Origin of the sequence: Thioclava arctica, assembly GCF_040892615.1 — a bacterium.
Lineage (GTDB): Bacteria > Pseudomonadota > Alphaproteobacteria > Rhodobacterales > Rhodobacteraceae > Thioclava > Thioclava arctica.
In genome coordinates this window covers 71,324-95,932 of the sequence record NZ_JBFRYC010000001.1, presented here as the reverse complement: position 1 = coordinate 95,932, position 24,609 = coordinate 71,324, and the positions used below count along the sequence as shown (strand labels likewise).

General features: G+C 60.4%; 25 protein-coding genes, 1 tRNA gene and 1 other RNA gene. 8 read left to right on the top strand and 19 right to left on the bottom strand.

Annotated features, from left to right (window positions below; all coding sequences use genetic code 11):
- Positions 1-16 precede the first annotated feature (16 nt).
- Positions 17-1,165 carry an ABC transporter ATP-binding protein gene (locus tag AB4874_RS00565; protein ID WP_295533941.1) on the bottom strand — a complete coding sequence of 383 codons (1,149 nt, stop codon included), beginning with the start codon at positions 1,163-1,165 and terminating at the stop codon, positions 17-19.
- A gap of 75 nt (positions 1,166-1,240) precedes the next feature.
- The gene (locus tag AB4874_RS00560; protein ID WP_295533943.1) at positions 1,241-2,323 is read right to left on the bottom strand and encodes a polyamine ABC transporter substrate-binding protein; all 1,083 of its coding nucleotides are present in this window, start codon (positions 2,321-2,323) and stop codon (positions 1,241-1,243) included.
- Positions 2,324-2,483: 160 nt separating this feature from the next.
- Between AB4874_RS00560 and AB4874_RS00555 the strand changes: the two genes are divergently transcribed.
- Positions 2,484-3,176 carry a GntR family transcriptional regulator gene (locus AB4874_RS00555; RefSeq protein WP_295533945.1) on the top strand — a complete coding sequence of 231 codons (693 nt, stop codon included), beginning with the start codon at positions 2,484-2,486 and terminating at the stop codon, positions 3,174-3,176.
- 101 nt (positions 3,177-3,277) lie between these two features.
- On the top strand, positions 3,278-4,672 hold the full coding sequence (locus AB4874_RS00550; protein WP_368390551.1) for an aspartate aminotransferase family protein: 1,395 nt from the start codon (positions 3,278-3,280) through the stop codon (positions 4,670-4,672).
- Positions 4,673-4,739: 67 nt separating this feature from the next.
- Here the strand turns inward: AB4874_RS00550 and AB4874_RS00545 are convergent, their stop codons facing one another.
- The gene (locus tag AB4874_RS00545) at positions 4,740-5,819 is read right to left on the bottom strand and encodes a YeiH family protein (protein ID WP_368390550.1); all 1,080 of its coding nucleotides are present in this window, start codon (positions 5,817-5,819) and stop codon (positions 4,740-4,742) included.
- A gap of 123 nt (positions 5,820-5,942) precedes the next feature.
- Here AB4874_RS00545 and AB4874_RS00540 point away from each other — a divergent pair, with 123 nt between their 5' ends.
- Positions 5,943-6,821 (top strand): LysR family transcriptional regulator, encoded by an 879-nt coding sequence (locus AB4874_RS00540; RefSeq protein WP_368390549.1) that lies wholly within the window; start codon positions 5,943-5,945, stop codon positions 6,819-6,821.
- Here the strand turns inward: AB4874_RS00540 and AB4874_RS00535 are convergent.
- Together AB4874_RS00535 and AB4874_RS00530 are read right to left on the bottom strand one after the other, a co-directional pair.
- Complete coding sequence (locus tag AB4874_RS00535) at positions 6,818-7,249, bottom strand: response regulator (RefSeq protein ID WP_368390857.1); 432 nt, start codon at positions 7,247-7,249, stop codon at positions 6,818-6,820. The genes AB4874_RS00540 and AB4874_RS00535 overlap by 4 nt on opposite strands.
- 303 nt (positions 7,250-7,552) lie before the next feature.
- Positions 7,553-7,629: transfer RNA gene (locus AB4874_RS00530), tRNA-His, on the bottom strand.
- A 131-nt stretch (positions 7,630-7,760) separates the two neighbouring features.
- Here AB4874_RS00530 and AB4874_RS00525 point away from each other — a divergent pair.
- The gene (locus AB4874_RS00525; protein ID WP_295533953.1) at positions 7,761-7,970 is read left to right on the top strand and encodes a DUF6324 family protein; all 210 of its coding nucleotides are present in this window, start codon (positions 7,761-7,763) and stop codon (positions 7,968-7,970) included.
- Here AB4874_RS00525 and AB4874_RS00520 read toward each other — a convergent pair.
- Both AB4874_RS00520 and AB4874_RS00515 read right to left on the bottom strand, forming a co-directional pair.
- Complete coding sequence (locus AB4874_RS00520) at positions 7,967-8,419, bottom strand: MmcB family DNA repair protein (protein WP_295533955.1); 453 nt, start codon at positions 8,417-8,419, stop codon at positions 7,967-7,969. The two genes, AB4874_RS00525 and AB4874_RS00520, sit on opposite strands and share 4 nt — an antisense overlap.
- Before the next feature lie 59 nt (positions 8,420-8,478).
- Positions 8,479-8,829 carry a diacylglycerol kinase gene (locus AB4874_RS00515; RefSeq protein ID WP_368390548.1) on the bottom strand — a complete coding sequence of 117 codons (351 nt, stop codon included), beginning with the start codon at positions 8,827-8,829 and terminating at the stop codon, positions 8,479-8,481.
- Positions 8,830-8,979: 150 nt separating this feature from the next.
- Here AB4874_RS00515 and ssrS point away from each other — a divergent pair.
- Positions 8,980-9,136: non-coding RNA, 6S RNA (gene ssrS / locus AB4874_RS20020), on the top strand.
- A gap of 87 nt (positions 9,137-9,223) precedes the next feature.
- Here the strand turns inward: ssrS and AB4874_RS00510 are convergent.
- The 5 genes from AB4874_RS00510 to AB4874_RS00490 all read right to left on the bottom strand — a co-directional run bounded on the left by AB4874_RS00510 (position 9,224) and on the right by AB4874_RS00490 (position 12,533).
- Positions 9,224-9,580: a hypothetical protein gene (locus AB4874_RS00510; protein WP_368390547.1), complete on the bottom strand. Its 357-nt coding sequence runs from the start codon at positions 9,578-9,580 to the stop codon at positions 9,224-9,226.
- Positions 9,581-9,709: 129 nt separating this feature from the next.
- Complete coding sequence (gene nusB, locus AB4874_RS00505) at positions 9,710-10,216, bottom strand: transcription antitermination factor NusB (RefSeq protein ID WP_368390546.1); 507 nt, start codon at positions 10,214-10,216, stop codon at positions 9,710-9,712.
- Positions 10,213-10,761, bottom strand: coding sequence for a 6,7-dimethyl-8-ribityllumazine synthase (locus tag AB4874_RS00500; protein WP_295533963.1), 549 nt, complete (start codon positions 10,759-10,761; stop codon positions 10,213-10,215). Before AB4874_RS00500 ends, nusB begins: the two co-directional genes overlap by 4 nt.
- 3 nt (positions 10,762-10,764) lie before the next feature.
- The gene (ribB, locus tag AB4874_RS00495) at positions 10,765-11,913 is read right to left on the bottom strand and encodes a 3,4-dihydroxy-2-butanone-4-phosphate synthase (RefSeq protein WP_368390545.1); all 1,149 of its coding nucleotides are present in this window, start codon (positions 11,911-11,913) and stop codon (positions 10,765-10,767) included.
- A complete protein-coding gene (locus AB4874_RS00490; protein ID WP_368390544.1) occupies positions 11,910-12,533 on the bottom strand; it encodes a riboflavin synthase in 624 nt (207 codons plus the stop codon). The genes ribB and AB4874_RS00490 overlap by 4 nt, the downstream gene beginning before the upstream one ends.
- 209 nt (positions 12,534-12,742) lie before the next feature.
- On the opposite strand from AB4874_RS00490, the gene AB4874_RS00485 reads away from it, so the two are divergent.
- From AB4874_RS00485 to AB4874_RS00475, 3 genes are all read left to right on the top strand, one after another.
- The gene (locus AB4874_RS00485; protein ID WP_368390543.1) at positions 12,743-14,029 is read left to right on the top strand and encodes a capsule polysaccharide biogenesis protein; all 1,287 of its coding nucleotides are present in this window, start codon (positions 12,743-12,745) and stop codon (positions 14,027-14,029) included.
- Between the two features lie 199 nt (positions 14,030-14,228).
- The gene (locus tag AB4874_RS00480) at positions 14,229-15,242 is read left to right on the top strand and encodes a polysaccharide biosynthesis/export family protein (protein ID WP_295533971.1); all 1,014 of its coding nucleotides are present in this window, start codon (positions 14,229-14,231) and stop codon (positions 15,240-15,242) included.
- A complete protein-coding gene (locus tag AB4874_RS00475) occupies positions 15,239-17,254 on the top strand; it encodes a capsule polysaccharide biogenesis protein (protein ID WP_368390542.1) in 2,016 nt (671 codons plus the stop codon). The genes AB4874_RS00480 and AB4874_RS00475 overlap by 4 nt, the downstream gene beginning before the upstream one ends.
- Here AB4874_RS00475 and ribD read toward each other — a convergent pair.
- The 7 genes from ribD to dnaG all read right to left on the bottom strand — a co-directional run bounded on the left by ribD (position 17,224) and on the right by dnaG (position 24,314).
- A complete protein-coding gene (gene ribD, locus AB4874_RS00470) occupies positions 17,224-18,324 on the bottom strand; it encodes a bifunctional diaminohydroxyphosphoribosylaminopyrimidine deaminase/5-amino-6-(5-phosphoribosylamino)uracil reductase RibD (RefSeq protein WP_368390541.1) in 1,101 nt (366 codons plus the stop codon). The genes AB4874_RS00475 and ribD overlap by 31 nt on opposite strands.
- Positions 18,321-18,791 (bottom strand): transcriptional regulator NrdR, encoded by a 471-nt coding sequence (nrdR, locus tag AB4874_RS00465; RefSeq protein ID WP_295533976.1) that lies wholly within the window; start codon positions 18,789-18,791, stop codon positions 18,321-18,323. The genes ribD and nrdR overlap by 4 nt, the downstream gene beginning before the upstream one ends.
- A gap of 142 nt (positions 18,792-18,933) precedes the next feature.
- Complete coding sequence (locus AB4874_RS00460) at positions 18,934-19,350, bottom strand: secondary thiamine-phosphate synthase enzyme YjbQ (RefSeq protein ID WP_368390540.1); 417 nt, start codon at positions 19,348-19,350, stop codon at positions 18,934-18,936.
- Positions 19,350-19,688 (bottom strand): hypothetical protein, encoded by a 339-nt coding sequence (locus tag AB4874_RS00455; protein ID WP_368390539.1) that lies wholly within the window; start codon positions 19,686-19,688, stop codon positions 19,350-19,352. The genes AB4874_RS00460 and AB4874_RS00455 overlap by 1 nt, the downstream gene beginning before the upstream one ends.
- Positions 19,689-19,764: 76 nt before the next feature.
- Entirely contained in the window at positions 19,765-20,136 is a 372-nt protein-coding gene (locus tag AB4874_RS00450) for a hypothetical protein (protein ID WP_368390538.1), read from the bottom strand.
- A 45-nt stretch (positions 20,137-20,181) separates the two neighbouring features.
- Positions 20,182-22,179, bottom strand: a complete 1,998-nt coding sequence (gene rpoD, locus AB4874_RS00445; RefSeq protein ID WP_295533983.1) for an RNA polymerase sigma factor RpoD — start codon at positions 22,177-22,179, stop codon at positions 20,182-20,184.
- Between the two features lie 182 nt (positions 22,180-22,361).
- The gene (gene dnaG / locus AB4874_RS00440) at positions 22,362-24,314 is read right to left on the bottom strand and encodes a DNA primase (protein WP_368390537.1); all 1,953 of its coding nucleotides are present in this window, start codon (positions 24,312-24,314) and stop codon (positions 22,362-22,364) included.
- Positions 24,315-24,609: the final 295 nt, after the last annotated feature.

Genomic DNA, 24,609 nt, shown 5'->3' with positions numbered 1-24,609 from the left:
CATCCCGTTCCCTCCCTTAATTCGTCAACACGATGCCAGCGGTGCGCGTCCAGCTTAGCCAGACCTCGTCCTCCCAGGTAAATGCGCGCCGCTCAAGTCTGCGCGCATTGGTCATCGTCGCCGAGATCACCTTGCCGCTAGCCAGTTCCACCCGATAGGTCGAGATATTGCCCAGATACGCGATGTCGATGATCTTGCCGAAGGCGTGGTTGGCGCGGTCGGGATCTGGCTTATGACTGACGGTGATCTTCTCGGGGCGGATTGCGTAAAACACTCGCGCGCCCTCGGTCACCGGGGTGGTGGCAACCGCATGCACCGGGTCTTGGCCCTCGGCATAGGCGATACTCACCGCGCCTTCGGGACCGCTTTTATCGACCGAGGCATTGCCCTCGATGATATTCACATCGCCAATGAAATCCGCGACATAGACCGAATTTGGCTGTTCATAAATATCGGCAGGGGTCGCGATTTGCATGATCACGCCCGCATTCATCACCGCGACGCGTGAGGCGACGGTCATCGCCTCTTCCTGATCATGGGTGACAATCACAAAGGTCGTGCCGGTGCGTTCCTGAATATCCATCAGCTCAAACTGAGTATCCTGACGCAGCTTTTTGTCCAGCGCGCCCAGCGGCTCATCCAGAAGCAACAGCTTGGGGGCCTTGGCCAAGGACCGCGCCAGCGCCACCCGCTGACGTTGCCCGCCCGAAATCTGGTGCGGCTTGCGGCGCGCGAATTTCTCGAGCCGGGTGAGGCGCAGCATCTCGGCGACACGTTCCTCGATACGCTCTTTGGAAGCCCCTTCGCGTTTCAGACCGAAGGCGATATTTTCCCAGACCGAGAGATGGGGAAACAGCGCGTAGCTTTGGAACATCATGTTCACGGCGCGCTTGTTGGGCGGCACTTGCGCCACATCCTGTCCGTCGATGGTGATCTTGCCCTCGGTAGGCGTTTCGAACCCGGCCAGCATGCGCATCAGGGTCGTCTTGCCACAGCCTGAAGGGCCAAGCAGCGCGAAGAATTCTTTTTCGTAGATATTGAGATCGATATTATCGATGGCGGTGAAATCGCCGAACCGTTTGGTGATCGAGCGACATTGGATCAGCGGCTTGGCCTTTGGGTCGTTCCAAGGGTCAAAAACGATTTGCGGCTTTGCCTGCGCCATACGTGCCTCGAAGTCTTAAAGGGAAACGAAAACCGCGCCGGGAGTTGCCCCGGCGCGGATGGTCATCACTTCAAATCAGGTGCCCGATTTGATCTTGGTCCACAGACGCGTCACGATCCGCTGCACTTTCGGCGGATAGGCCGTGACCGTGTAGAGATTGTCCATTGTCGCCGCGTCCGGGTAGATCGCCTGATCGTCCAGAACGGATTTATCCAGATATTTCTGCGATTCCAGATTGCCGTTGGCGTAGTTCACATAGTTCGACGCGGCGGCAACGTTTTTCGGGTCCATGATGAAGTTGAGGAACTTCAGCGCGCCTTCCGGATTGGGCGCATCGGCCGGGATCGCCATCTGGTCAAACCACATCAGCGCCCCCTCTTTGGGGATGTGATAGGCGATATGAACACCGTTATCGGCCTCATCAGCGCGATCACGCGCCTGTAGAATGTCACCCGACCAGCCGAAGGCCACGCAGATATCGCCATTGGCGAGCGAGTTGATATATTCCGAGCTGTTGAATTTCTGCACATAGGGGCGGACAGCCTCTAGCACGGGCTCGGCCTTGGCGATCACCGCCGGATCTTTGGAGTTCGGATCTTCGCCCAGATAACGCAGCGCGGCCGGGATCATCTCGGTCGGAGCATCCAGCATCATCACGCCGCATTTCTGCAGCTTTTCGATGTTCTTGGGATCGAAAATCAATGCAAGGCTGTCAACCGGCGCATCGTCGCCCAGCGCGGCTTTGACCTTGTCGACATTGATGCCAAGCCCGGTCGTGCCCCACATATAGTTGATCGAATAGGCGTTGCCGGGGTCATATTGCGCGGTGCGATCTTTGATCTTGTCCCAAAGGTATTTCGCATTGGGCAGCTTGGAATAGTCGAGCTTTTGGAACACGCCCGCCTGAATCTGGCGCTCGATGAACGAGCCGGTGGGCACAACGACATCATAGCCCGAATTGCCCGACAGCAGTTTGGTTTCCAGCACCTCGTTGGAATCAAACACGTCATAGATCAGCTTGATGCCGGTCTCGTCTTCGAACTTCTTCAGCAGCGACTCGTCGATATAGTCGGACCAGTTGTAAACGTGCACTTCTTCAGCGCTGACAGCAGTGGCGCAAACTGCAAGAAGAGCGGCCGGTAGGAGCGATTTGAACATTTTCATTCCCTGTTGGTTGTTCTTTACATGACAGCCTTGCGGTATTATTTGATCAAATCAAGTATCTTTCTACATCATGTTCCATTCTTGCCCGGTGGTGTCCCGTTTTTTCAAGGAACATGATGCGAATTCGGGCAATCGGAAAAGGCGAGGATGACAGGTGACCAGTATCGAGGTGGAAAAGCGTCCTGCTCATCTGAACATCTACAGCGCATTGCGCAATATGATTCTGTGCGGCGATCTTGCGCCCGGTCAGCCAGTCACCATTCAAGGTCTCGCGGAAGTTCTGGGCGGTTCCACCACCCCGGTGCGTGAGGCGATCCGGCGGCTGACTTCGGAAGGGGCATTGCACTTTCAGGGCAATCGACGGGTCTCGGTGCCCGTGCTGACCCTGCCCCAGATCGACGAGCTACGCTTTGCGCGCGTCGCGCTGGAGCCGGAATTGGTCCGAATGGCGTCGAAAAACGTAACAGCTTCGTTGATTTCCGAGCTTTGCACGATCGACACGACGTTGGATGTCGCGATCGAGCGGGGCGATGTGAAAAGCTATCTGCAAATGAACTACCGCTTTCACATGACCCTCTATCGCGCCGCGCAATCGGATATCTTGCTATCGGCGGTGAACAGTTTCTGGCTGCGATCTTCGCCCTCGCTGCGCGTGATTTGCGGCCGCTTTGGCACCCAGCATCTGCCCGACAAGCACCAGGAAACGATCGCCGCGCTGCGTGCAGGCGATAGCGATGCAGCGGCACAAGCGATCGCGCAGGATATCGCGCAGGGCATGGATAATATCCGCGCCGTTTTACTCAATCCCAATGGCACTATCGCACCCGGCGCGCTCAAGGTTTCTTGACCTCGCAAATTTGATCATATTATGTGAACGCAGATTGCAGGCAAGCGCGGTGGCGAGTCGCCCGCGCCCGCCTGCCCCCACCCCTACCAAAGGATGCCCTCATGTCGGAAAATCATCTGCCCACCGCCGAACTGCAAGCGCTAGACGCCGCCCACCACATGCATCCTTTCACCGATGGCGATGAGTTGAACGCCAAGGGCGCACGCATCATCACGCGTGCGCAAGGGGTCTATCTGACCGATAGCAACGGCATCGAAATCCTCGACGGGATGGCCGGGCTGTGGTGTGTCAATATCGGCTACGGACGCGAAGAAATGGCCGAGGTGGCCGCGCGCCAGATGCGCCAACTGTCGTTCTACAATACATTCTTCCAAACCAGCCACCCGCCCGCGATTCATCTTGCCGCCAAGCTGGCCGAGATCGTGCCGGGCGATCTGAACCATGTGTTCTTCAACGGTTCGGGGTCCGATTCCAACGACACCAACCTGCGCATGGTGCGGGTCTATTGGGCGCTCAAGGGCAAGCCGGAAAAGACCGTCGTGATTTCGCGCTGGAATGGCTATCACGGCTCGACGATGGGGGCGGCCAGCCTTGGTGGCATGAAGGGGATGCACAAGCAGGGTGGCCTGCCGATTCCGGGCATCGTGCATATCAACCAGCCCGACTGGTGGTCTGAGGGCGGCGATATGACCCCCGAGGAGTTCGGTCTGATGCGCGCCCGCGAGCTTGAGGAAAAGATCCTCGAAATCGGCGAAGATAAGGTCGCCGCCTTTATCGCCGAACCCGTGCAGGGCGCGGGCGGCGTGATCATTCCCCCCGACAGCTACTGGCCCGAAATCCGCCGTATCCTTGATAAATATGGCATCCTGTTCATCGCCGACGAGGTGATCTGCGGCTTTGGGCGCACCGGGAATTGGTTTGGCAGCCAGACCTTTGATCTGCGCCCTGACATAATGACCATCGCCAAGGGCCTCTCCTCGGGCTATCTCCCGATTGGCGGCTCGATGGTCTCTGATGAGGTCGCCAGCGTGATCAATAGCGACGAGTTCGCCCATGGCTACACCTATTCCGCCCATCCGGTTGCCGCAGCCGTTGCGCTGGAAAACCTGCGCATTCTGGAAGACGAGAAGATCATCGACACGGTGCGCGCCGATACCGGCCCTTATTTGAAGGCGAAATGGGAGGCGCTGACCAATCATCCGATGGTGGGCGAGGCCAAGATCGTGGGCATGATGGCCTCTATCGCGCTGACGCCGGACAAGGCGAGCCGCGCGAAATTTGCCGCCAAAGAGGGCACCGTCGGGTTGATCTGCCGCGAGCGCTGTTTTGCGAATAACCTGGTGATGCGCCATGTCGGGGATCGCATGATCATCTCGCCGCCGCTGGTGATCTCGCGCGGCGAAATCGACCTTCTGATCGAACGCGCGCGCAAGGCGCTGGATGAGACCTATGAGAAGGTGAAAGCGCAAGGCATGTGGGAGGTCGCGCAGGCCTGAGCACTGGAGTTCGCTTGAAACAGGAACCGCGCGCCCGTCATTTACGGCGCGCGGTTTTCATTTGGCCTCAGCCACCGATCAACAGCAGCAGACCCAGCCCCAGCACCACCAACAGCACCAGCGACAGTGTCACCGTCGCAATCACCCGCGGCCCCGCCGCTGCCACCGCACGCGCATCCACCCCCAGCCCCAGCGCCGCCATCGCGATCACCGTAAAGACCGAGGCGGCGTGATCCATCGGCGCGAGTGCAACCTGCGGGATCGCCCCGAACGAGCGCAGCGCAATCATCGCCAGAAAGCCCAAGATAAAGAGCGGCGGCATAAAGCCTTTGCGCGCCGGCGCTTGCTCCACATCCGAGGCATCACGCACCCGGCGTCCTTCGGCCGGCAAGCCCGCCGCAAGCAGCGACAGCACCACCGTGATCGGCCCGAGCATCAGCACGCGCACCAGCTTTACCAGCGTGCCGATCTGGATCGCTGCCGTCCCCATCGGCGCCGCTGCTGCCAGCACCTGAGGCACCGCATAGACCGTCAGACCCGAAAGAATTCCGTAGTGAAAAGCGGGCATGTGCAGCGCCGCGCCCAAAAACGGCAGGCCGAGCACGACCGCTACCCCCAACACTGCGGTAAACGCGATGGAGGCGCTGACATCATCGCTATCGGCCTCAATCACCGGGGCGACAGCGGCAATCGCGGAATTGCCGCAAATCCCGTTGCCACAGGCAATCAGCAGTGCCATCCGCGCAGGCAACCCAAAGGCGCGCCCCAGAAGGTAAGACCCCGGCACCACAAGCGCCACCACCGCGACAACCCCGATCAGCAACTCCGGCCCGACCGCCAGCAACGTCTGCGCGCTCACCGAGGCCCCGAGCAGCACGATCGCGATTTCCAGCACCGTCTTGGCGGAAAAGCGGATGCCGGCGCTGAACTGCGCCCCCGGCGCCCAAAGCGTGCGCAGCACTGCGCCAAACAGGATCGCCAGCACCAGCGGCTCCAGCCACTCTGCGCCAAAAAGCACGTGCTCGGCCCGCCCCCCCAGCACCGCCAATGCGCCGACGCCCGCGCTCAGCACGACACCGGGCGCCAGCTTGCGTATCTGCGCATTGGGGTGGCGCAGGGCTTGGGGCATGCAAAGTTCGAGAGCCATCGGAGCGGTCCTTTGTCAAAACAGGTGTCTTGCTTGGTGAGACCTTAATTGCGCCGCGCCAATCATTGTTCAAACAAAATGTTTTTGTTATTATGATCGTGTTTTTCGATCAATGAGGCCGCGATGACCCCCGAACAGCTCCGAGTCTTTGTCACCGTCGCCGAGATGGAGCACATGACCCGCGCCGCGCAGGTCTTAAACATAACGCAATCGACAGCGTCGGCTGCGATTGCCGCGCTTGAAAATCGCCATGAGGTCAAGCTGTTTGACCGGGTCGGGCGTGGGATTGCCTTGACCCAAGAAGGGCGCGCCTTTCTGCCCGAAGCGCGCGCGGTGTTGGCCCAGATTGCCGAGGCCGAGGCCGCGTTGGCCGAAACCCGGGGGCTGGCGCGCGGCCATATCCGGATGATCGCAAGCCAGACGATTGCGGGCTATTGGCTGCCCCCCCATCTTGCGGCGTTTCGCGTGCGCTTTCCCGGCATCACCTTCACGCTTGATATCGGCAATAGCGAGGAGGCGGGCGCGCAGCTGCGCGCGGGCGGCTATGATCTGGCCTTCGTCGAGGGGCATATCGACGAGGCGCAATTGGTGCGCCGTCAGGTCGGGGCCGATCGGATGCGGCTTGTGAGCGCGCAACCGCCGCCCGAACAGCCGGTGCGCCAAACGAGCCTTGCCGCGCAACCTTGGGTGCTGCGCGAAGCGGGCTCGGGCACGCGCTCAAACGCACAGGCCGCGATGACGGGGTTGGGGGTGCCGCCCGACGTGGTCGAGGCGGCGCTTGTCCTGCCCTCAAACGAGGCGGTGATGAGTGCGGTGGAGGCTGGCGCCGGGCTCACGATTCTATCGGCCCATGTCATCGCGCGCTCACTGGCGACGGGGGCGCTGCATGATTGGGGGGTGACGTTGCCGCCGCGCGCCTTTTACGCGCTGCGCCATCGCGATCACCATATCAGCCGGGCGATGCGCGCCTTTATCGATCACCTTGAGGCGAATCCCCCCTAGGCCTGCAGGCGCGACCCATCGACGTGGGCCTGAGAGAGCGCAGGTGCCTGCATCAGCGCTTTCAGCTTGGCCTCGATCTCGGCGGGATGTGCGGGTTTGGGGCAAATCACAGCCCCCGGGTAGCGTTCGAGCAATTCGTCCGGATTGGCATGACCAGAATGAAACACCAGCCTTACCCCCGCATCGCGCAGCCGATCGGCCAAAGCATAAACCTCCCCATCTGCGAGCATCACATCAAGCACCGCCGCGTCGGGCAGCTCTTGGGCGATCTGGGACATGGCCGCGCGCAAGGTGGCACAGGGGCCAAGAACGAGCGCTCCAAAATCTTCAAACATCAATTGCAGATCAAGGGCCACGACCGCCTCATCCTCGGCGATCAGCACTTTGCAGCGCCCGCAGTCATTCGCGGTGTCTTTTTGGCACGTCACTGTCAAAGCCTGTCCTGTTTTTACCGCCCCGGAAGCCTATTGTTGAACTTTTGCGCCCTCAATGTGCACGCAAATCGTTAACAAACGGTGTCCCAGACAAGTATCTATTCTGAATGCTCTGTTCGTCGAACGCCGATGTATAGAACGCGTTCCCTCAAATCGTCACTTTTTTGTCATCTGTGACATTAGGTCCCACATGGCCCGGCCTGTTTGGCGTGCGCATCCCGGTTTGGCGCAGACGCAAACCAGCCAGCCGCCGCCCGATTACAAGCGCGCGGGGGAACATATCAGGCAAGAGAGAGATGGTACCGCCTCCCCGGCTTGAACGGGGGACCTCTGGATCCACAATCCAGCGCTCTAACCAACTGAGCTAAGGCGGCACTGGCGGCGGGGATAGACCGGGCGCGCGCGGAATGCAAGCCCGCTTTGACAGGAAATTGGACGCAGGGCTTGCGGGACGGCGCACACAGCGTTACCTGAGCTTTCCGTTCCGCAGACGAGGAGAATCCGCATGGGCATCGACAAAGAAAGCGACATCGCCGCCAATATTCAGATCGGGCCGACCTCATTGGGGATGGTACGGCTGTATGTTGAGGCCGATGGCATTGAATTGCCACTGGATTTCGACCCCGACGAGGCCGATGAAATCGCCGAAGAACTGCAAGCCGCCGCGCAAGCTGCGCGCGAGATGAACAGCAAGGGCAAACCCGGCAAGCGCTAAAGCATGCCGATCCCCGGATCGCACAAGCGCTGCAATCGCCTTGCGCTGGCACGGGCAAAATCCAGCGTGATGACGCGACGCCGGGCGGGGGCGAGTTTGTGAAACGGCGCCTCGCGGATCATCTCGCCGCCATAGCCATCGGCGATGAACAGCCCTGTGCCCTCGGGCAACAGATCGGTCGGGAAATCGCCATCGACCGCCCAGAAATAGCGATCACACCACTCAAGATAGCCCTGCCATTTCTTGTCGGCGCGAAAATCTGCGCGGCTTGATTTGCACTCGACGATCCAGATTTCGCCCTTATGGCCCAGCGCCATCAGATCGGCGCGCAGGCGGGGGCGCAGTTTCATCTCGGGCAGGCTGTCATAGCGCAGATCGGCCAAAGCGCGCGCCATTCCCCGGGCCAGAACCTGACCCGGCGCAAGATCGGAAAGGGGTGTCTGCAGCATCATCCCACCAAGATGAACGAAACGCGAACATCTGTCTAGCCCCCGCTACGCTGGCGCTTTCAGCCAAGCAACACCCAGCCCAAAAGCACAACGATACAGGCGCGCAAAATCGTTGTGCCAAGGCTTGCGCCGCGCGCAATCAGGGTGGCCTGTGCCAGACCCTCTGGCGGAATCAAACGCAGCAAATCCTCGGCAAGCGTGCGAAACATCTCGGCGACAAAAAGCGCCGCAACCAGCAGGAAATACAGGACATAATCAATCGCGCGCGCATGGCCTGCGACCAGAACCGGCAGCAACAAGAACGCCGCCAAAACCTCGTATCGCAGCGCCTCGACGCGCCAGATCCGCTCCAATACCGCGCCAATTCCGGCGCGCGCAGAGGGGGCCTGCGCTGTCTCTGTCTCGCTCATGTCATCATCCTGTTCGCGCGCCTTGATCGCGCTAGGATACGGGGCGCGCGCGCCGTGCCTAAGTGCCAAGATGTCGCAGTGGCGACGCTTTGCTGAAGCTGCATGCGTCCCCCTTGTCGGCGCGTGTTTGTGCGCCTATCTGTGGGGCGACGGTTACTGCTCGATGCGTGTGAGGCCCTTTTCCAGTGGCCTATACCTTTCCTGAGGGGGCTGGCTCTGTCGTGGCCCTGGCCTCGTTATCTGGCGCCCACCTGATCTTTCAGGTCTCCCGGGAACTCTCGCCTTCCACGGTTGCTGCGGTTTCCGTCACCCAAGCGCGTTCATCGCAGCACAAAGCCCCGCCGGATCGGACGGGGCTTTTGCATTATCACGATGACGTCGGAAGTCGCAGGTGTCAGCGACGGCGTTTGAGTTGCTGATCAATCTGGCGCCGCGTGCGCCCCTCTTCCACGGGAATGCGAATCGCCAAGCGTTCAGCGGCGTGCATCGTGGGAATCGCGTCGCGCTTGCCCCCCGAAGCCCCGTCATCTTCCGAGGCCATGCGCATCACCGCGATGGCAAATTGCACGCCGGAAAACACCACTGTGTTGAACACAACCAGCAGCGCGACCGCGATATAGCCGATGTCGGAGGTCGAGATCAGGTGCCACAGATTGCCAATATTGAACCACAGCAGCAGGCCGACAAAGGCCAGTGCAAGGAAAAAGCCAAAGATGACGTTCTTGATATAGAGGTGGACGAGTTCAGGCATGATGAAACCCCTTTGCTTACCCTGAGAGTAACGCAGATTTGCCCGAATTCTAGTGGGGATTCGTTGAAACACCCTTAATCGGCGGCAATTGGCCCGTGGCAAGTGGTCGCAAACGCGCAAAAGGGCGGTTCAGAACGCGTCGGGGCGCAATGCATGCGCCATATGATCCAGCACAGCATTCACGAATTTCGGCTCTTTTCCCTCGGGAAAGAAGGCGCGCGCCACATCGACGAATTCGGTGATCACAACCTTGGGCGGGGTCGCGGGGGTCGACAGTTCTGCGCCAGCCGCACGAAACAGCGCGCGCAACACCGGGTCGATCCGGTCGATCGGCCATTTCGCCACCAAGGCTTGATCCGTCGCTTGGTCAATCTTGGCCTGCCAAGTTACCGCGTCATCAATCAGACGGCGAAACAGGTTGGTATCGCCCTCGGCCATCTCGCCCTGATCTTCGTAGGTTGCGCCAAAGCGATGGGTCTCAAATTCAGCGCGCACGCGATCTGCGCCCTGCCCTGCGGCCTCCATCTGAAACAGCGCCTGCACGGCATAAAGCCGCGAGGCAGATTTCATCTGGCGCTTTTCTTCCAGCGTGGGTTTGGGGCGCTTGGGCGCGTCTTCGGCGCTGTGCTCAGTCATGCGTTGCTCGATCCGTCTGGCTCGCCGGCGATGCGAAAGGACTCGGTAGGTTTGAACCCGATACCCTTCGTCCGGCGCGCCCATTTGCGCGACAATGAGATCAGATGCAAGGCCGCAGCCGCCGCACCGCCACCTTTGTTTTGATCTGCAGGGTCGGCGCGCACCGCCGCCTGGTCATAGGTCTCGACCGTCAGGATGCCATTGCCGATGCAAATTCCCTCAAGCCCAAGCAGCGTCAAGCCGCGCGAACTATCGTTGCAAACGGTGTCGTAATGCGTGGTCTCCCCCCGGATCACGCAGCCCAGCGCGACGAAGCCATCGTAATCGGCCATGCGCGCGGCCATTGCGATCGCTGTGGGAATTTCCAGCGCGCCGGGCACCTCGATCAGATCGACATGCGCACCTGCCTGCTTGGCCGTGGCGCGCGCGCCCGCAACCAGATTATCGGCGATGTCCTTGTAATAGGGCGCGACGACGATCAGCAGCCGGGGCGCACCGTCGAAGCTGGGCAGATCAAGGATGTGATGGGTCTCGTTTGACGCCATGGGTCAGCCCTCCGTAATCGGTTGTGTGCCGACGATGCGCAGCCCGTAAGCCTCAAGGCCGACATATTTCGTCTGCGGGTTATCGGTCAGCAAAATCAGGTCATGCAGCCCCATCGAGGACAGGATCTGCGAGCCAAGCCCGATCTGTTTGATCGTGCGCGGGCCTTGCTCTTCCTCGCGCAGCAGCTTGGCGGAGGGGTCACGGAACAGGCAGACTGCACCGCGCCCCTCGCGCGCGACGATCTCCATCGCGTGACGTACCTCGTCCGAAGGGCCCGGACCGATGCCCAGCACATCATCCAGCACATTGAGCGAATGAGTGCGCACCAGCACCGGGTCAGGCGTGGTGATATCGCCCTTCACCAGCACGATATGATCCACACCCTCGGCCTGATCGGTAAAGACGCGCATTTCCCAATCCCCGCCATGGCTGGAGGTGACGGGCTGACGCGCGACCTCGCGCACGAGATTGTCGTGACGGCGCCGATAAGCGATCAGGTCGGAAATCGTGCCAATCTTGAGGCCGTGTTTCTGGCCGAATGCGATCAGCTCGGGCAGGCGCGACATGTGGCCGTCATCGCCCATGATCTCGCAGATCACTCCGGCCGGTTTCAGCCCAGCCAGACGCGCGACATCGACTGCCGCCTCGGTATGACCGGCACGCACCAGCACGCCGCCGTCGCGCGCACGCAGCGGGAACACATGCCCCGGTGTTGCGAGATCTTGCGCACCCTTTGCAGGGTTGATCGCCACGGCCACTGTCTGCGCACGATCATGCGCCGAGATTCCAGTCGTGATACCTTCGCGCGCCTCGATAGTGACGGTAAATGCGGTCTCGTGGCGCATCGAATTGGCGCGCACCATCGGGGGCAGCCCCAGTTGCTCGACCCGCTCGGCGGTCAGCGGCAAGCAGATCAGACCGCGCCCAAAAGTGGCCATGAAATTCACCGCCTCGGGAGTGCATTTCTCAGCCGGAATATACAGATCGCCCTCATTCTCGCGATCCTCGTGATCGACCAAAATGACCATGCGACCCGCGCGGGCCTCTTCGATGATCTCTTCGGTGGGCGAGATCGCATCGCGCAGGCTTTTCTCAACCGCACCGGGAACGTCATGGGTGCCGGATTTATCCACTGGTTTGGGCGTGTTCATACCTGCCACTCCTGCAGCCGCGCGACATAGCGCGCGAGCGTGTCAATTTCGAGATTGATGCGATCACCGGCCTTGGCCTGACCCCAGTTCGTGACCTGTTTGGTATGGGGAATGATGTTGACGCCGAAACAGTCGCCATCGACCTCATTCACCGTCAGCGAAGTGCCATTAAGCGCAACCGAACCCTTGGGCGCGATGAATTTCGCCAAACCCTCGGGCACGCGAAAGGTAAACCGCGTGCTGTCGCCCTCATCCACCATCGCCTCGATCTGCGCCACGCCATCGACATGGCCCGACACGATATGCCCGCCGAGCTCGTCGCCGACTTTCAGCGCGCGCTCAAGGTTGATCTGCTTGCCGACCTGCCAGCCACCGCTGCTATCGTTGCCGCGCCCGCCGATATTGGTCTTGGCCAGACTCTCGGCCGAGATTTCAACGTCAAACCAGTTTTGCGGCGCGCTGCCCGTGGCGATCACGGTCAGACAGCAGCCATCGCAAGCGATCGACGCGCCAATCTCGATCCCGGCCACGTCATATTGCGTGCCGATGCGCGCGCGCAGATCGCCGCGTTGCTCTAGCTCCAGCACCACTCCGATATCGGTCACGATCCCGGTAAACATCGGTCTCTCCCCTCAGATTGCGGCTTTCAACTAGCCCGCGCGCGGCCCCGCTGCAAGGTTGCGCGCGCACAGACACCCTGCAGCAATTAACCACATCTTCGCGTTTGCGCCCTAAATTTGCCGCAACAGGCGTTAAAAATAGCGAAATACCAGTGACTTCATGTCGCAAATGCGCGATTGCCAAGCGCAACCTAAGGATCTGACTTGCGATGACTGCCGCAACCGACCGCCACTTCCTGCTGTTACAGGGGCCTCATGGGCCCTTCTTTCACCAGTTGGGCAAGATGTTGCGCGCCGCAGGTGCCACGGTCTGGCGAGTCAGCTTTAACAAGGGCGACGAGAATTTCTGGTTCGATCGCCCCTCTCTGATCCGCTATCAGGGCGCCCCTGACGACTGGCCTGCCCATTTCGCGCAACTCATCGAAGACAAGGGCATCACCGATCTGGTTCTCTATGGCGACACCCGCCCGATTCACGCCCAAGCGGTCGCGGCGGCGCGCGCAGCAGGGCTGACCGTGCACGTCTTTGAAGAAGGCTATTTGCGCCCCTATTGGGTGAGCTACGAACGCGGCGGATCAAATGGGCATTCGCGCCTGATGGAGATGAGCGTGGCGCAGATGCGCGCCGCGCTGGCACGGATGGAGATCGAGTTTCCCGATGCGCCGCCGCGCTGGGGCGACACGCGCCACCATATTTTCTACGGCGCACTCTACCATTTCTTCGTGATGGTGCGAAACGGGCCCTATCGCAAATTCCGCCCCCATCGCAGCCTGTCCGTCATTGCTGAATTCCGCCTTTGGCTGAACCGGCTGATGCTTTTGCCGTTGCATATGATGGAGCGCCAGATCGCGACCGCGCGGATCAAATATGGCGGGTTTCCCTATCATTTGGTGCTGTTGCAGCTAGAACATGATGCCAGCTTTCAGATGCATTCGCAGTTCACCAGCCAGACCGAGTTTATCGACACCGTGATGACAGGCTTTACCAACGGCGCGCCGCGCCACCACCACCTCGTGTTCAAGGCGCATCCGCTCGAAGATGGACGCGCCCCGATCCGCGACGCCATTTTGAGCGCTGCTGACCGGCTGGGGCTGCGCGAACGGGTGCATTTCGTGCGCGGTGGCAAGCTGGCGGGGCTGCTCTCGCAGGCGCGCTCGGCGGTGACGGTGAATTCGACCGCAGCCCAGCAAGCACTGTGGCGCGGCTTGCCCGTGAAATGCTTTGGCCGGGCGGTGTTCGACAAGCCGGAATTTACCTCGGCTCAACCGATCGAGGCGTTTTTTCACGCCCCCACTCGGCCCGATGCGCGCGCCTATCGCGACTATCGCCACTACCTTTTGGAAACCAGCCAAGTGCCCGGCGGCTTCTACTCGGCCCGTGCCAGACGCGCGCTTTTGCGCCAAGTGGTGGATATGATCTTGGCCCTCGAAGACCCCTATGATGCGCTCTCGCAAGGCAAAGCGGCACCTCGGCAACAGTTGCGGGTTGTAAAATAGTAGAACTGGTTTTTTGTCAGCTTTTTGAGTAGCGTGGCTGCAAAACAACAAGCAGCATCCCGAAAAAGGAGCTCGAGCAGTGACAGCAAATACGACCAGGAGGGCCGTTTTGACGGGCCTTTCCGCAACGCTTTTGACGGCGTCTTGTGCCCTTCCGCGGCCCGGACCTAATAAACGTGAAATTTTCTCAGGCTCCGTAATGCGCAAAGGCGATGCCTTTGTCGTCAAGGTGAATGATTTCGTCACGCGCGAAACGGCCGTGCAACCCTCGCTCGGGTTTTCGTCGAATTTCATCAATGCCGGGCCGATCGGGTCGGATACGATCCGTCCGGGCGACACGCTGAGCCTGACGATCTGGGAAAACGTCGATGACGGGCTGCTCGCTGGCAAGGGCACCAACGCCACCCAACTGCAACAGGTGCAGGTCGATGGCGCGGGCTATATTTTCGTTCCCTATGCGGGGCGCATCAAAGCTGCGGGCAACACACCCGATGGGTTGCGCCGCGTCATCACCTCCAAACTTGACGCCCAAACGCCCGATCCACAGGTGTTGGTCACCCGCACCGCGGGCGATGGTGCGACCGTGTCGGTGATGGGCGCAATCAATGGCCAAGGCGTGTATCCGATCGAGCGCCCAACCCGCACGCTGTCGGCAATGCTGGCGCACGCGGGCGGCGTGTCGATCCCCGCCGAAGTGGCCCGGATCACCGTCAAACGCGGCAATCTAGCAGAGTCGGTTTGGCTCAAAGACCTGTACGACAATCCGAAAATGGACATCGCGCTGCGCGCCAATGACGTGATTTTGGTCGAGAAAGACCAGCGCGCCTTCACCGCGCTCGGGGCGACGGGCAGCCAAGCGCGCGTGCCGTTCGAAACGCAGACGCTCTCGGCTCTTGAGGCAATCGCGACCGTGGGCGGGCTGCAATCCAACCTCGCCGATCCAACCGGTGTTTTCGTGCTGCGCAACGAGTCGGCCGATATCGCAATGAAAGTACTTGGACGCAGCGATTTGGTGGGCGATCAGCGCATGATCTATGTGCTCGATCTGACCGAACCGAATGGCATGTTCATGGCCCGCGACTTCGCGATCCGTGATGGTGACACGGTCTATGTGACCGAAGCGCCCTTCGTGCAATGGCAGAAAACGCTGTCCGCACTGACGGCTCCGATTGGCACGGTGAATACGCTCAACACTCTCGCTGGGAAACTATGAGCGCATTCCAGGAACGAAGAGCCGCCGGGAGTCACTCCCGGCGGCTCTTCTTTTATAACGGCGGGTTGCTACGCCAGAAACGCCTACGCGCCATCTTGCGCGCGTCGGGCTATCAGTTGCGCGTTGGCCTGCCCAAACCCGACGATCAGGTGATGGTATGGGGCCGCTCGCCCTTTGCTGCACGCGGCGAGGCGGTTGCTGCGAAATACGGGGCTGGTTTGATCCGTCTTGAGGATGCGTTCTTGCGCTCGATCCATCCGGGGCGCGCGGGCGAGGCACCGCTTGGCGTGCTCATCGACCCGGACGGCGTGCATTTCGACAGCGCGACACCGTCCCGCATGGAACGCCTTCTGGCAAGCGAGCCGCTTGACGATACTGCCATTTTACAACGTGCACGCGATGGAATGGCGCGGATCAAGGCCCTGAACTTGTCGAAATACAACAATTTCGATCCTGACCTGCCTGCGCCCGAACCCGGCTATGTCTTGGTCATAGATCAGACCCGTGGCGATGCCTCGATCACTCATGGGCGCGGGAATGCCGCGATGTTTCGCGAGATGTTGGCGGTGGCGCGGATCGAAAATCCGACAGTGCCGATCATCATCAAAACTCATCCCGAAAGCCGCGACGGGCATCGCCTAGGGCATTTCGATGCCCAAAGCGGAGATGCCAACACCCAGATTTGCGATGCGCCCATATCGCCTTGGGCGCTGCTTGAGGGTGCGATCGCGGTCTATACCGTGTCGTCATTGATGGGCTATGAGGCGATCTTGGCCGGGCATAAACCGCGTGTCTTTGGGCAGCCTTTCTATGCGGGATGGGGGCTTACGCTGGATGAAAATCCCGTCGCGCGCCGCGAACGCAAACTGACACGCGCGCAAATCTTCGCAGTGTCCCATATCCTCGCACCAACATGGTTTGATCCGTGTCGCGGCCAGATTTGCAGTTTCGAAGCGGCTGTGGATCATCTTGAGGCCGAAGTGCGGGCATGGCGCGAAGATCGCAACGGCTATGTCATGGGGTCCATGTCGCTTTGGAAACGCGCCCATCTGCGGCAGTTTTTCGGACGCTACGGGCGGGTGCACTTTGGTCCCCATCGTGATCCTGTCCGCCCCTATCTGTGCTGGGCCTCGCGCCAGAGCGACGCGCAGGCAGACAATGTGATCAATCTGGAAGATGGGTTCTTGCGCTCACGCGGCTTGGGCGCCGATCTGATTGCTCCGATTTCGCTGATCCGGGATCGTGCGGGTATCTATTATGATCCGAGCAAACCAAGCGATCTGGAAGCTCTTATCGCGCAAGAGCCGCCCCCCGGGGAACGGATGCGCACAGAGCGGTTGATCGCATATCTGCGCGACATGAAATTGTCGAAATACAACCTTGGCGGCGATGTTCCAGACTTGCCTGAAGGCCACCGTATTCTGGTGCCAGGACAAGTCGAAGACGACGCCTCCATTCGTCTCGGCGCGGGCGAAGTTTGCACAAATGCGATGTTATTGGCAAAAGTGCGGGCGAAAAACCCCGATGCGATTGTTCTTTTTAAACCTCACCCGGATGTTGAGGCTGGGCTGCGCCTTGGCCATTTGAGCGATGAAGAAGCGCTTAAATATGCCGATCTAGTCTTGCACAAATCCGACCCAATCGCGTTGATCGATGCGGTTGACGAGGTCTGGACCATGACCTCGCTTCTCGGTTTTGAGGCGCTGTTGCGGGGCAAGAGGGTGACCACGACTGGCGCCCCGTTTTACGCAGGCTGGGGGCTTACGCGCGATCTGGGGGTGGTGCCGGATCGGCGCAAAGCGCGGCCCGATATGGTGCAGCTGGTGCATGCCGCGCTAATCGCATACCCGCGTTATCGCGACCCGATCAGCGGGTTGCCCTGCCCGGTCGAGGTCGCAGTTGAACGCTTGGCCTCGGGTCGCCTGCCCCGGCCCGGCTCTTTCAACCGAAGCATCGCGAAACTACAGGGGGTTTTTGCCTCTTATGCGTGGGTCTGGCGACGCCAGCGGTGATAGAGATCACCACCGATCGCCCGGCTTTCCACCAATTCGAAACGCGCCGCATCGCCAAGCCGAGCAAGGCCAAGCGCCCCCAAGCCGGGCCGCCCCTCTGCCCCCAAAGCAAGGCCCGCAGTGTAGCCGATCAATTCATCCACAAGGCTCGCGCGCAGCAAAGCCGCACCAAACGCGCCCCCGCCTTCACAAAATACCCGCGTCAGACCAAGCGTTCCAAGAGCCTGCAGCGCAGACTCAAGATCAAGCTGTTGATCGGAAACTGAAATCTCATGCAACTCGGCCCCCGCGCTGCGCCAGAAGGCGCGCGCCTCCGCAGGCGCATCGGGACCATGCAGCAGCCATAGCGGCGCCTGTTCCAGCGACCCCGCCAAGACGTTGCGCGGCAAGTCGAGCGCCTTGCTTGCCACCACGCGCACTGGCGCACGTTTAGGCTGAAAGCGGCGCACGGTGAGCAGCGGGTCATCGGCGCGCGCCGTGCCGCCCCCCACCATCACCGCATCAAATTGCGCCCGCAGCGCATGCACATGGGCGCGCGCTTGCGGGCCGGTAATCCATTGGCTTTCACCGCTTGCGGTCGCTATGCGCCCGTCAAAACTCGTGGCCAGTTTCAGGGCCAGCCATGGCCGCGCCTTGGTGATGCGGGTCAAAAATCCGGCTTGTGCGGCGCGCGCCTGAGCCTCAAGAACGCCCTCGCTGACCGCGATCCCCGCCGCGCGCAGCTTGGCGTGCCCTGCCCCTTTCACGCGCGGATCGGGATCTTGCAGCGCCGTGACGACCCGAGCCACCTTGGCCGCGATCAGCGCTTCGGCGCAAGGTGGGGTTTTTCCGTGATGGGCGCAGGGCTCAAGCGTGACATAGACGGTCGCGCCTTGCGCAGCCGCGCCCGCTTGCGCCAACGCGCGCACCTCGGCATGCGGGCGACCGCCGGGCTGCGTCCATCCGCGCCCCACGATCCGCCCCTCTTTGACGATCACGCAACCGACAGCCGGGTTGGGCCACACATTGCCCAAACCCCGCGCCGCAAGCCCAAGCGCAAGCCGCATGAACCGACGGTCGGCCTCGCTCACTCGCCGTCGCCACCAATCGGCGGGCGCAGTTCGGAGACGAATTTGTCGAAATCGTCAGCTTCTTGGAAGTTCTTGTAAACGCTCGCAAAACGCACATAGCCAACGGTATCGATCCGCGCCAATGTCTCCATCACGATCTCACCGATGATCTTGGAAGAAATATCAGTCTCCCCCATGCTTTCCAGTCGGCGCACGATACCCGAGATCATCTGATCAATGCGTTCCGGATCAACGGGGCGTTTTTGCATCGCGATCCGGATCGAGCGTTCAAGCTTGTCACGATCAAAATCTTCGCGCTTGCCAGAGGTCTTGATGACCACCAAGTCGCGCAGTTGCACCCGTTCATAGGTCGTGAAACGACCACCACATGCCGGGCAAAACCGCCGACGCCGGATCGCAACATGATCCTCGGCCGGGCGGCTATCTTTCACCTGAGTATCGACATTTCCACAAAATGGGCAGCGCATGGCATCCCCCTTTTTCCTTGTCCCGCCGCTATCTAGGGTCTTTACGCCCCGCTTACCCACAAGACCTTAGCCCACCCCCAAAGATTTGGGTAGAAAAAATGTGAACGCGCTAGATATGGCGGCAGGATGTGGCCGGACGGACTCAACGCAACAGGGCGATCACCTCACGGCGGTGCGGGGCGGTGCGATGTTCGAAAAGGTAAATTCCTTGCCATGTTCCAAGCATCATCCGGCCAGAAATGATGGGAATCTGCAAGCTCACCGGCAAAAGAGACGCCTTGATATGGGCTGGCATATCATCGGGCCCTTCATAGGTGTGGGTGAGATAGGCCATCGATGGGTCGGTTGTAGGCGGCACGAGGCGATGGAAAAATTCGGTCAGATCGCTGCGCACCTCGGGGTCTGCATTTTCCTGAAGGAGCAGGCTGGCTGAGGTGTGGCGCACCATCAAACTCAGCAGCGCCTCGTCACGGTCGCATCCCGCAACCCAAGCGGCAACGTCGCGGGTGAACTCATACAGGCCCGGGCCGCGTGTTGCGATCTCAAAGGCGCGGTGCATCAGGATTTGGGCTTGGCATCAACCTTGGGTGCAGGACGGGCCTGCGTGCGATCGGTCGCCACGATTGCCAGACATTCGGGATTGATATCCATTGTCTTGCGCTCGCGGGCAAAGGCTGCGTCCAGCGCGCCGGCTGTCAGCCCCTTTTTCACAATCGCCTTGGGTGTGGGCGTGCCATCGCCGACGCCAGACACCAACGTGTAGCGCTCATTGCCCTCCTCTACCACATAGAGAAAGCAGGTGCCCTGTTGATCCATGCGCGGCGCGCCCGCAGGGGACATTCCATCCATCTGACAAGCCGCGAGGGCGAAAGGGGCAAGGAAAAGAAGGCGGGTCATGTGCAGGCTCCGTCTGGATTTTGGCAAGGGTAGCAGCCGTATAGGCATTGCGAAAGACGGATCACGCCAGGCGCGCTTAGGGCATGTGCATCAGCCCGTCCATTTGGCAGCCAAACCGCGCCAGATCAGCGTCAAGATCGTGTTTATGGGCCTTGAAGCGCTTGTCGTGGGCGGCCATTTCGTCTTGGCTTGGCAGCCTGCCTGTGGCGCGCTGCGCCTTGGTCTCAAGCTCAAGCTTGGCGGCGGTGTCGCGATATTTGTTCTCAAAAACCACGCGAGCCTGCGCCCAGTTTGCAGCTGCCGCATCTTTCGAGGCAGCCTTGCAGGTGAAAAGGTAGATCAAACCTGCCGGCTTATCGGGGATGTAAAACTGCTTTTTGGCATCCGCTTGCGCGATGCCCGCGAGCGATGCGCAAGCCAGCGAAATGGCAACCATCAAAGTTTTCATTTTGCCCCCGAGGATTGAAAACGCCCCCTCGCGGGGGCGCAATTCTTACTGATCCAAGAAACTCCGCAGCTTGCGGCTCCGACTGGGATGCTTCAGCTTGCGCAACGCCTTCGCCTCGATCTGGCGGATCCGTTCGCGGGTCACGCTGAACTGCTGGCCGACCTCTTCCAGCGTGTGATCAGTGTTCATCCCGATCCCAAAGCGCATCCGCAGCACACGTTCTTCGCGCGGAGTAAGGCTAGCCAGAACGCGGGTCGTGGTTTCCTTCAGGTTCTCCTGAATGGCGGAATCCAGCGGCAGAACTGCGTTCTTATCTTCGATGAAATCGCCAAGCTGGCTGTCTTCCTCGTCGCCGATCGGCGTTTCAAGACTGATCGGCTCCTTGGCGATTTTCATCACCTTGCGCACCTTCTCAAGCGGCATTTGCAGCTTTTCGGCCAATTCTTCGGGCGTGGGTTCGCGACCGATTTCATGCAGCATCTGACGCCCGGTGCGCACCAGCTTGTTGATCGTCTCGATCATGTGGACCGGAATGCGGATCGTGCGGGCCTGATCCGCGATAGACCGCGTGATCGCCTGACGGATCCACCAGGTCGCATAGGTCGAGAATTTATAGCCGCGGCGATATTCGAACTTATCGACGGCCTTCATCAGGCCGATATTGCCTTCCTGAATGAGATCAAGGAATTGCAGACCGCGGTTGGTGTATTTCTTGGCGATCGAAATCACGAGGCGCAGGTTAGCCTCGACCATTTCTTTCTTGGCCTGTCGGGCCTCTTTTTCGCCCTTCTGCACCTGATTCACAATGCGGCGGAATTCGGAAATGTCGACGCCGACATATTGGCCGACCTGCGCCATCTCGGCGCGCAGTTCCTCAACTTTGTCGGGAGAGCGTTCGAACAGCATCTGCCAACCACGGCCAGATTTCGCCATCATCCGCTCCACCCAAGTCGGGTCGAGTTCGTAGCCGCGATATTCCTCGATGAATTCGCGACGGTTGATGCGTGCCTGATCGGCGATTTTTACCATACCGGAATCGATCGACATGATCTTGCGGTTGATGCCGTAAAGCTGGTCGATCAGCGCCTCGATCCGGTTGTTGTGCAGGTGCATCGAATTCACCAGTTCAACAATTTCCGAGCGCAGCTTTTGATAGGCGGCTTCGGCGTTCACCGAGAAGGAGTCATCCTCATTGAGCGTCGCCGACATCCGCAGATCCTGCATTTCGGCCAGCTCGCCATAGTGACGCGCTATGATCTCAAGCGTTTCCAGAACACGCGGCTTGAGCGCGGCTTCCATCGCGGCCAGCGACAGGTTTGCCCCCTCATCCTCATCATCGTCGTCAGACTGGATCGGGTTGCCATCGGCATCGAGTTCCTGCTCAGAGGATTTTTCCTCTTGCGCGGACGCTACACCATCGACCACCGGAGCGGTGACGACATCTTCGCCCTCTTCGTCCAGCGAATTGCCGAAAGTGGTTTCAAGATCGATCACATCGCGCAGCAAAATCTCTTCGTTGAGAAGTTCGTCGCGCCAGATCGTGATGGCCTGAAAGGTCAGCGGGCTTTCGCACAGGCCCGCGATCATCGTGTTGCGGCCAGCCTCGATGCGCTTCGCGATCGCGATCTCGCCCTCGCGCGACAGCAGCTCGACCGAGCCCATCTCGCGCAGATACATCCGCACCGGGTCGTCGGTGCGATCCAGCGTTTCCGTGGTCGAACTGGACACCGCAACTTCGCGAGAGCCCGCGCCCGTCGTCGCCACGGCGCCACCGCTACTCGCGTTTTGGCTTTCTTCTTCATCGGCCTCATCGGCCTCGATCACGTTGATGCCCATCTCGGAGAGCATCGACATCACATCTTCAATCTGGTCGCCCGAAACATGTTCGGGCGGCATCACCTTGTTGAGCTGGTCGTAAGTGATGAAGCCACGTTCGCGCGCCTCGGCGATCATCCGTTTCACGGCGGCTTGGCTCATGTCGAAAGAGGTGGCGTCGTCGCTTTGAGCGTCGGATTTGGTGTCGTCGGTATCTTTGGCGGCCATGTGGGCTCCTCGGTCAGGCTTGCGTGCACTCAAGCTATGACGAAAGCGAATCATATTTCATCTATGTAGCGAATCGTTGCGGCGAATCACAGGGGCGCGAGGCATCTGGACGGAAAGTTGATGTGCCCTGTGACAGCAATGATTCGGTTTTAATCGACCGGAGCGTGCAAACCCCCGGCCTGTCAGTGTTTCTTGCGCCAGATTTGCCCGTCGATCATGGCTTGTAACTGCGCCGAAAGGGCGGCGCGGTCCTCACCAGTATCCGAGTTATCCTCTAGCTTCGATCTTTCAGCCTGATGACGTAGCGTTGCGGCTTGTGCAAGTCGCCACGTCACACCCTCATCTGCCAATCCCTCCAAATCCTCCATCGCATCGGCAATCTCATCGCGCATCGCTCGCGCTGCTTCAAGCTTGGCCAACTCCTCGGCCAGACACATCCGCGCCAATTCGATATCGTCGACTTTAACAATCGGGGGTGCTGATCGCAGGTGGGGCAGCGCGAGCAGCTTTTCAAGGTCTGCACCGACCTGCGCGCGCAGTTTTTCTATGATCTCCTCGGGCGGGGTTGCGGCTTGGGCCAGCATCAGGTGGCGCAAACGGTCATGGGTCTGATCGCGCAGATCGACCGCTTCTAGCTGGGCTTCGAACGGGGCGATCAGCGCGGGATGGATCGTGCAAATGCCCAGAATCATCGCCCCGCGCAGATGTTCGGACAAATCATCCACCGCGGCGCCCAGCAGTGAGGCGCGGGTTTCGGGCAGCGCGTTGGGCGGCGGGGTAAAGCGACCCTTGCCGCGTACGCCCGGCTTGAAATCAGCGCGCCGCTGCGGGGGTTTGGTTCCTCGCTGGCCTGCGCCAAACAGATCCCAACGCAGGCGTTTGATTTCCTCACCGTAATGGGCGCGAATCGAGGGATCTGCGATGCGCTTGATCGCGGCGCGCAAGGATTTATCCAGCATGGCGCGCCGCTCGGGGCTGTCAAACACCTTGCCCTCGATTTCGCGCTGCCACAGCAGGCTGACCATCGGCTTGGCCTCGGCCAGCACCTTGGCCATCGCCTCTTTGCCCTGCGCTTTGATCAGATCGTCCGGGTCAAGCCCCGCAGGCATCACCGCAAAGCGCAGCGCCTTGCCCGCCTCCAGCAGCGGCAGCGCCAAATCAACCACCCGCAGTGCAGCACGCATGCCCGCCGTGTCGCCATCCAGCGCGATAATCGGCTCGTCATGGATGCGCCACATCAGGCGCAGCTGATCTTCGGTCACGGCAGTGCCAAGCGGGGCCACCGCACCGCCAAAGCCTGCCTCGACCATCGCGATCACGTCCATATAGCCTTCGCAGACCACCAGCGGCGCATCCTTGCCGCAGGCCTCACGCGCGGGCCCGTGGTTATAGAGCGAGCGCCCCTTATCGAACAAAGTCGTTTCAGGACCGTTAAGATATTTCGCCCGCGCATTGGGGTCCATTGCGCGCCCGCCAAGGCTGATCGCGCGGCCCCGCCCGTCGCGGATCGGAAAGATGATGCGGCCGCGAAAGCGATCATAGGGCGCGCCGCCATCGTCGGGTCGGGCGCAAAGCCCCGCCTCGACGATCAGATCGGGCGCAAAGCCCTTGGCCGTGAGCGCCTGAAACAGCCCCTGTCGCTGATCGGGCGCGAAACCGATTTCAAAGCGCTTTTGCGCCTCGCCATCCAGTCGGCGCCCTGCCAGATAGTCGCGCGCGCCCTGTCCAACGGCAGTGGACAGCATCAGCCGGTAGTGCTGAACGCCTGCCTCCATCACCTCGGCCAACTGGGCACGGCGATCGGATTTTTCCTGCGCCTTGGGGTCGCGCGCGGGCATCGTCATCCCGGCTTCGCGCGCCAGAATCTCGACCGCCTCCATGAAGCCCACATTTTCGGTTTCGCGAATGAAAGACAGCGCATCGCCTTTGGCATGACAGCCAAAACAATAGTAATAGCCCTTGCGATCATCGACGTGGAAGCTGGCGGATTTTTCCTGATGGAACGGGCATGGCGCCCACATATCGCCCTTGCCCTGATTGGACTTGCGCATATCCCAAATGACCTTGCGCCCCACGACCTGAGAGATCGAGGTGCGGGTGCGCAATTCGTCAAGAAATCCGGGCGGCAGGCTCATGGCCCCTATATTGGGCGGCGCGCGCGCGGAGTCGAGAGGGGGATTGTGCGAAGCTGCGCCTGATTCGCCTTTTGAGGCTGCGCGTGGCGCCATCCCCGCCTTATTTCCTGCGTTTTCGCCGCAATTCCTTGTGTGGGAGTTAACAAATTAATGTCGATTGTCTGCATTTCAGAAACCAAACTTGTCAGGATAACCGGCTTCCCCCCTCAACCAGCGACAATCGCTTCATCTTTGCCCCACCCCCGCCTTATTTCCGCCTAAAGCATTAGTCACTTTAGATCCTTGAAGACGTCCG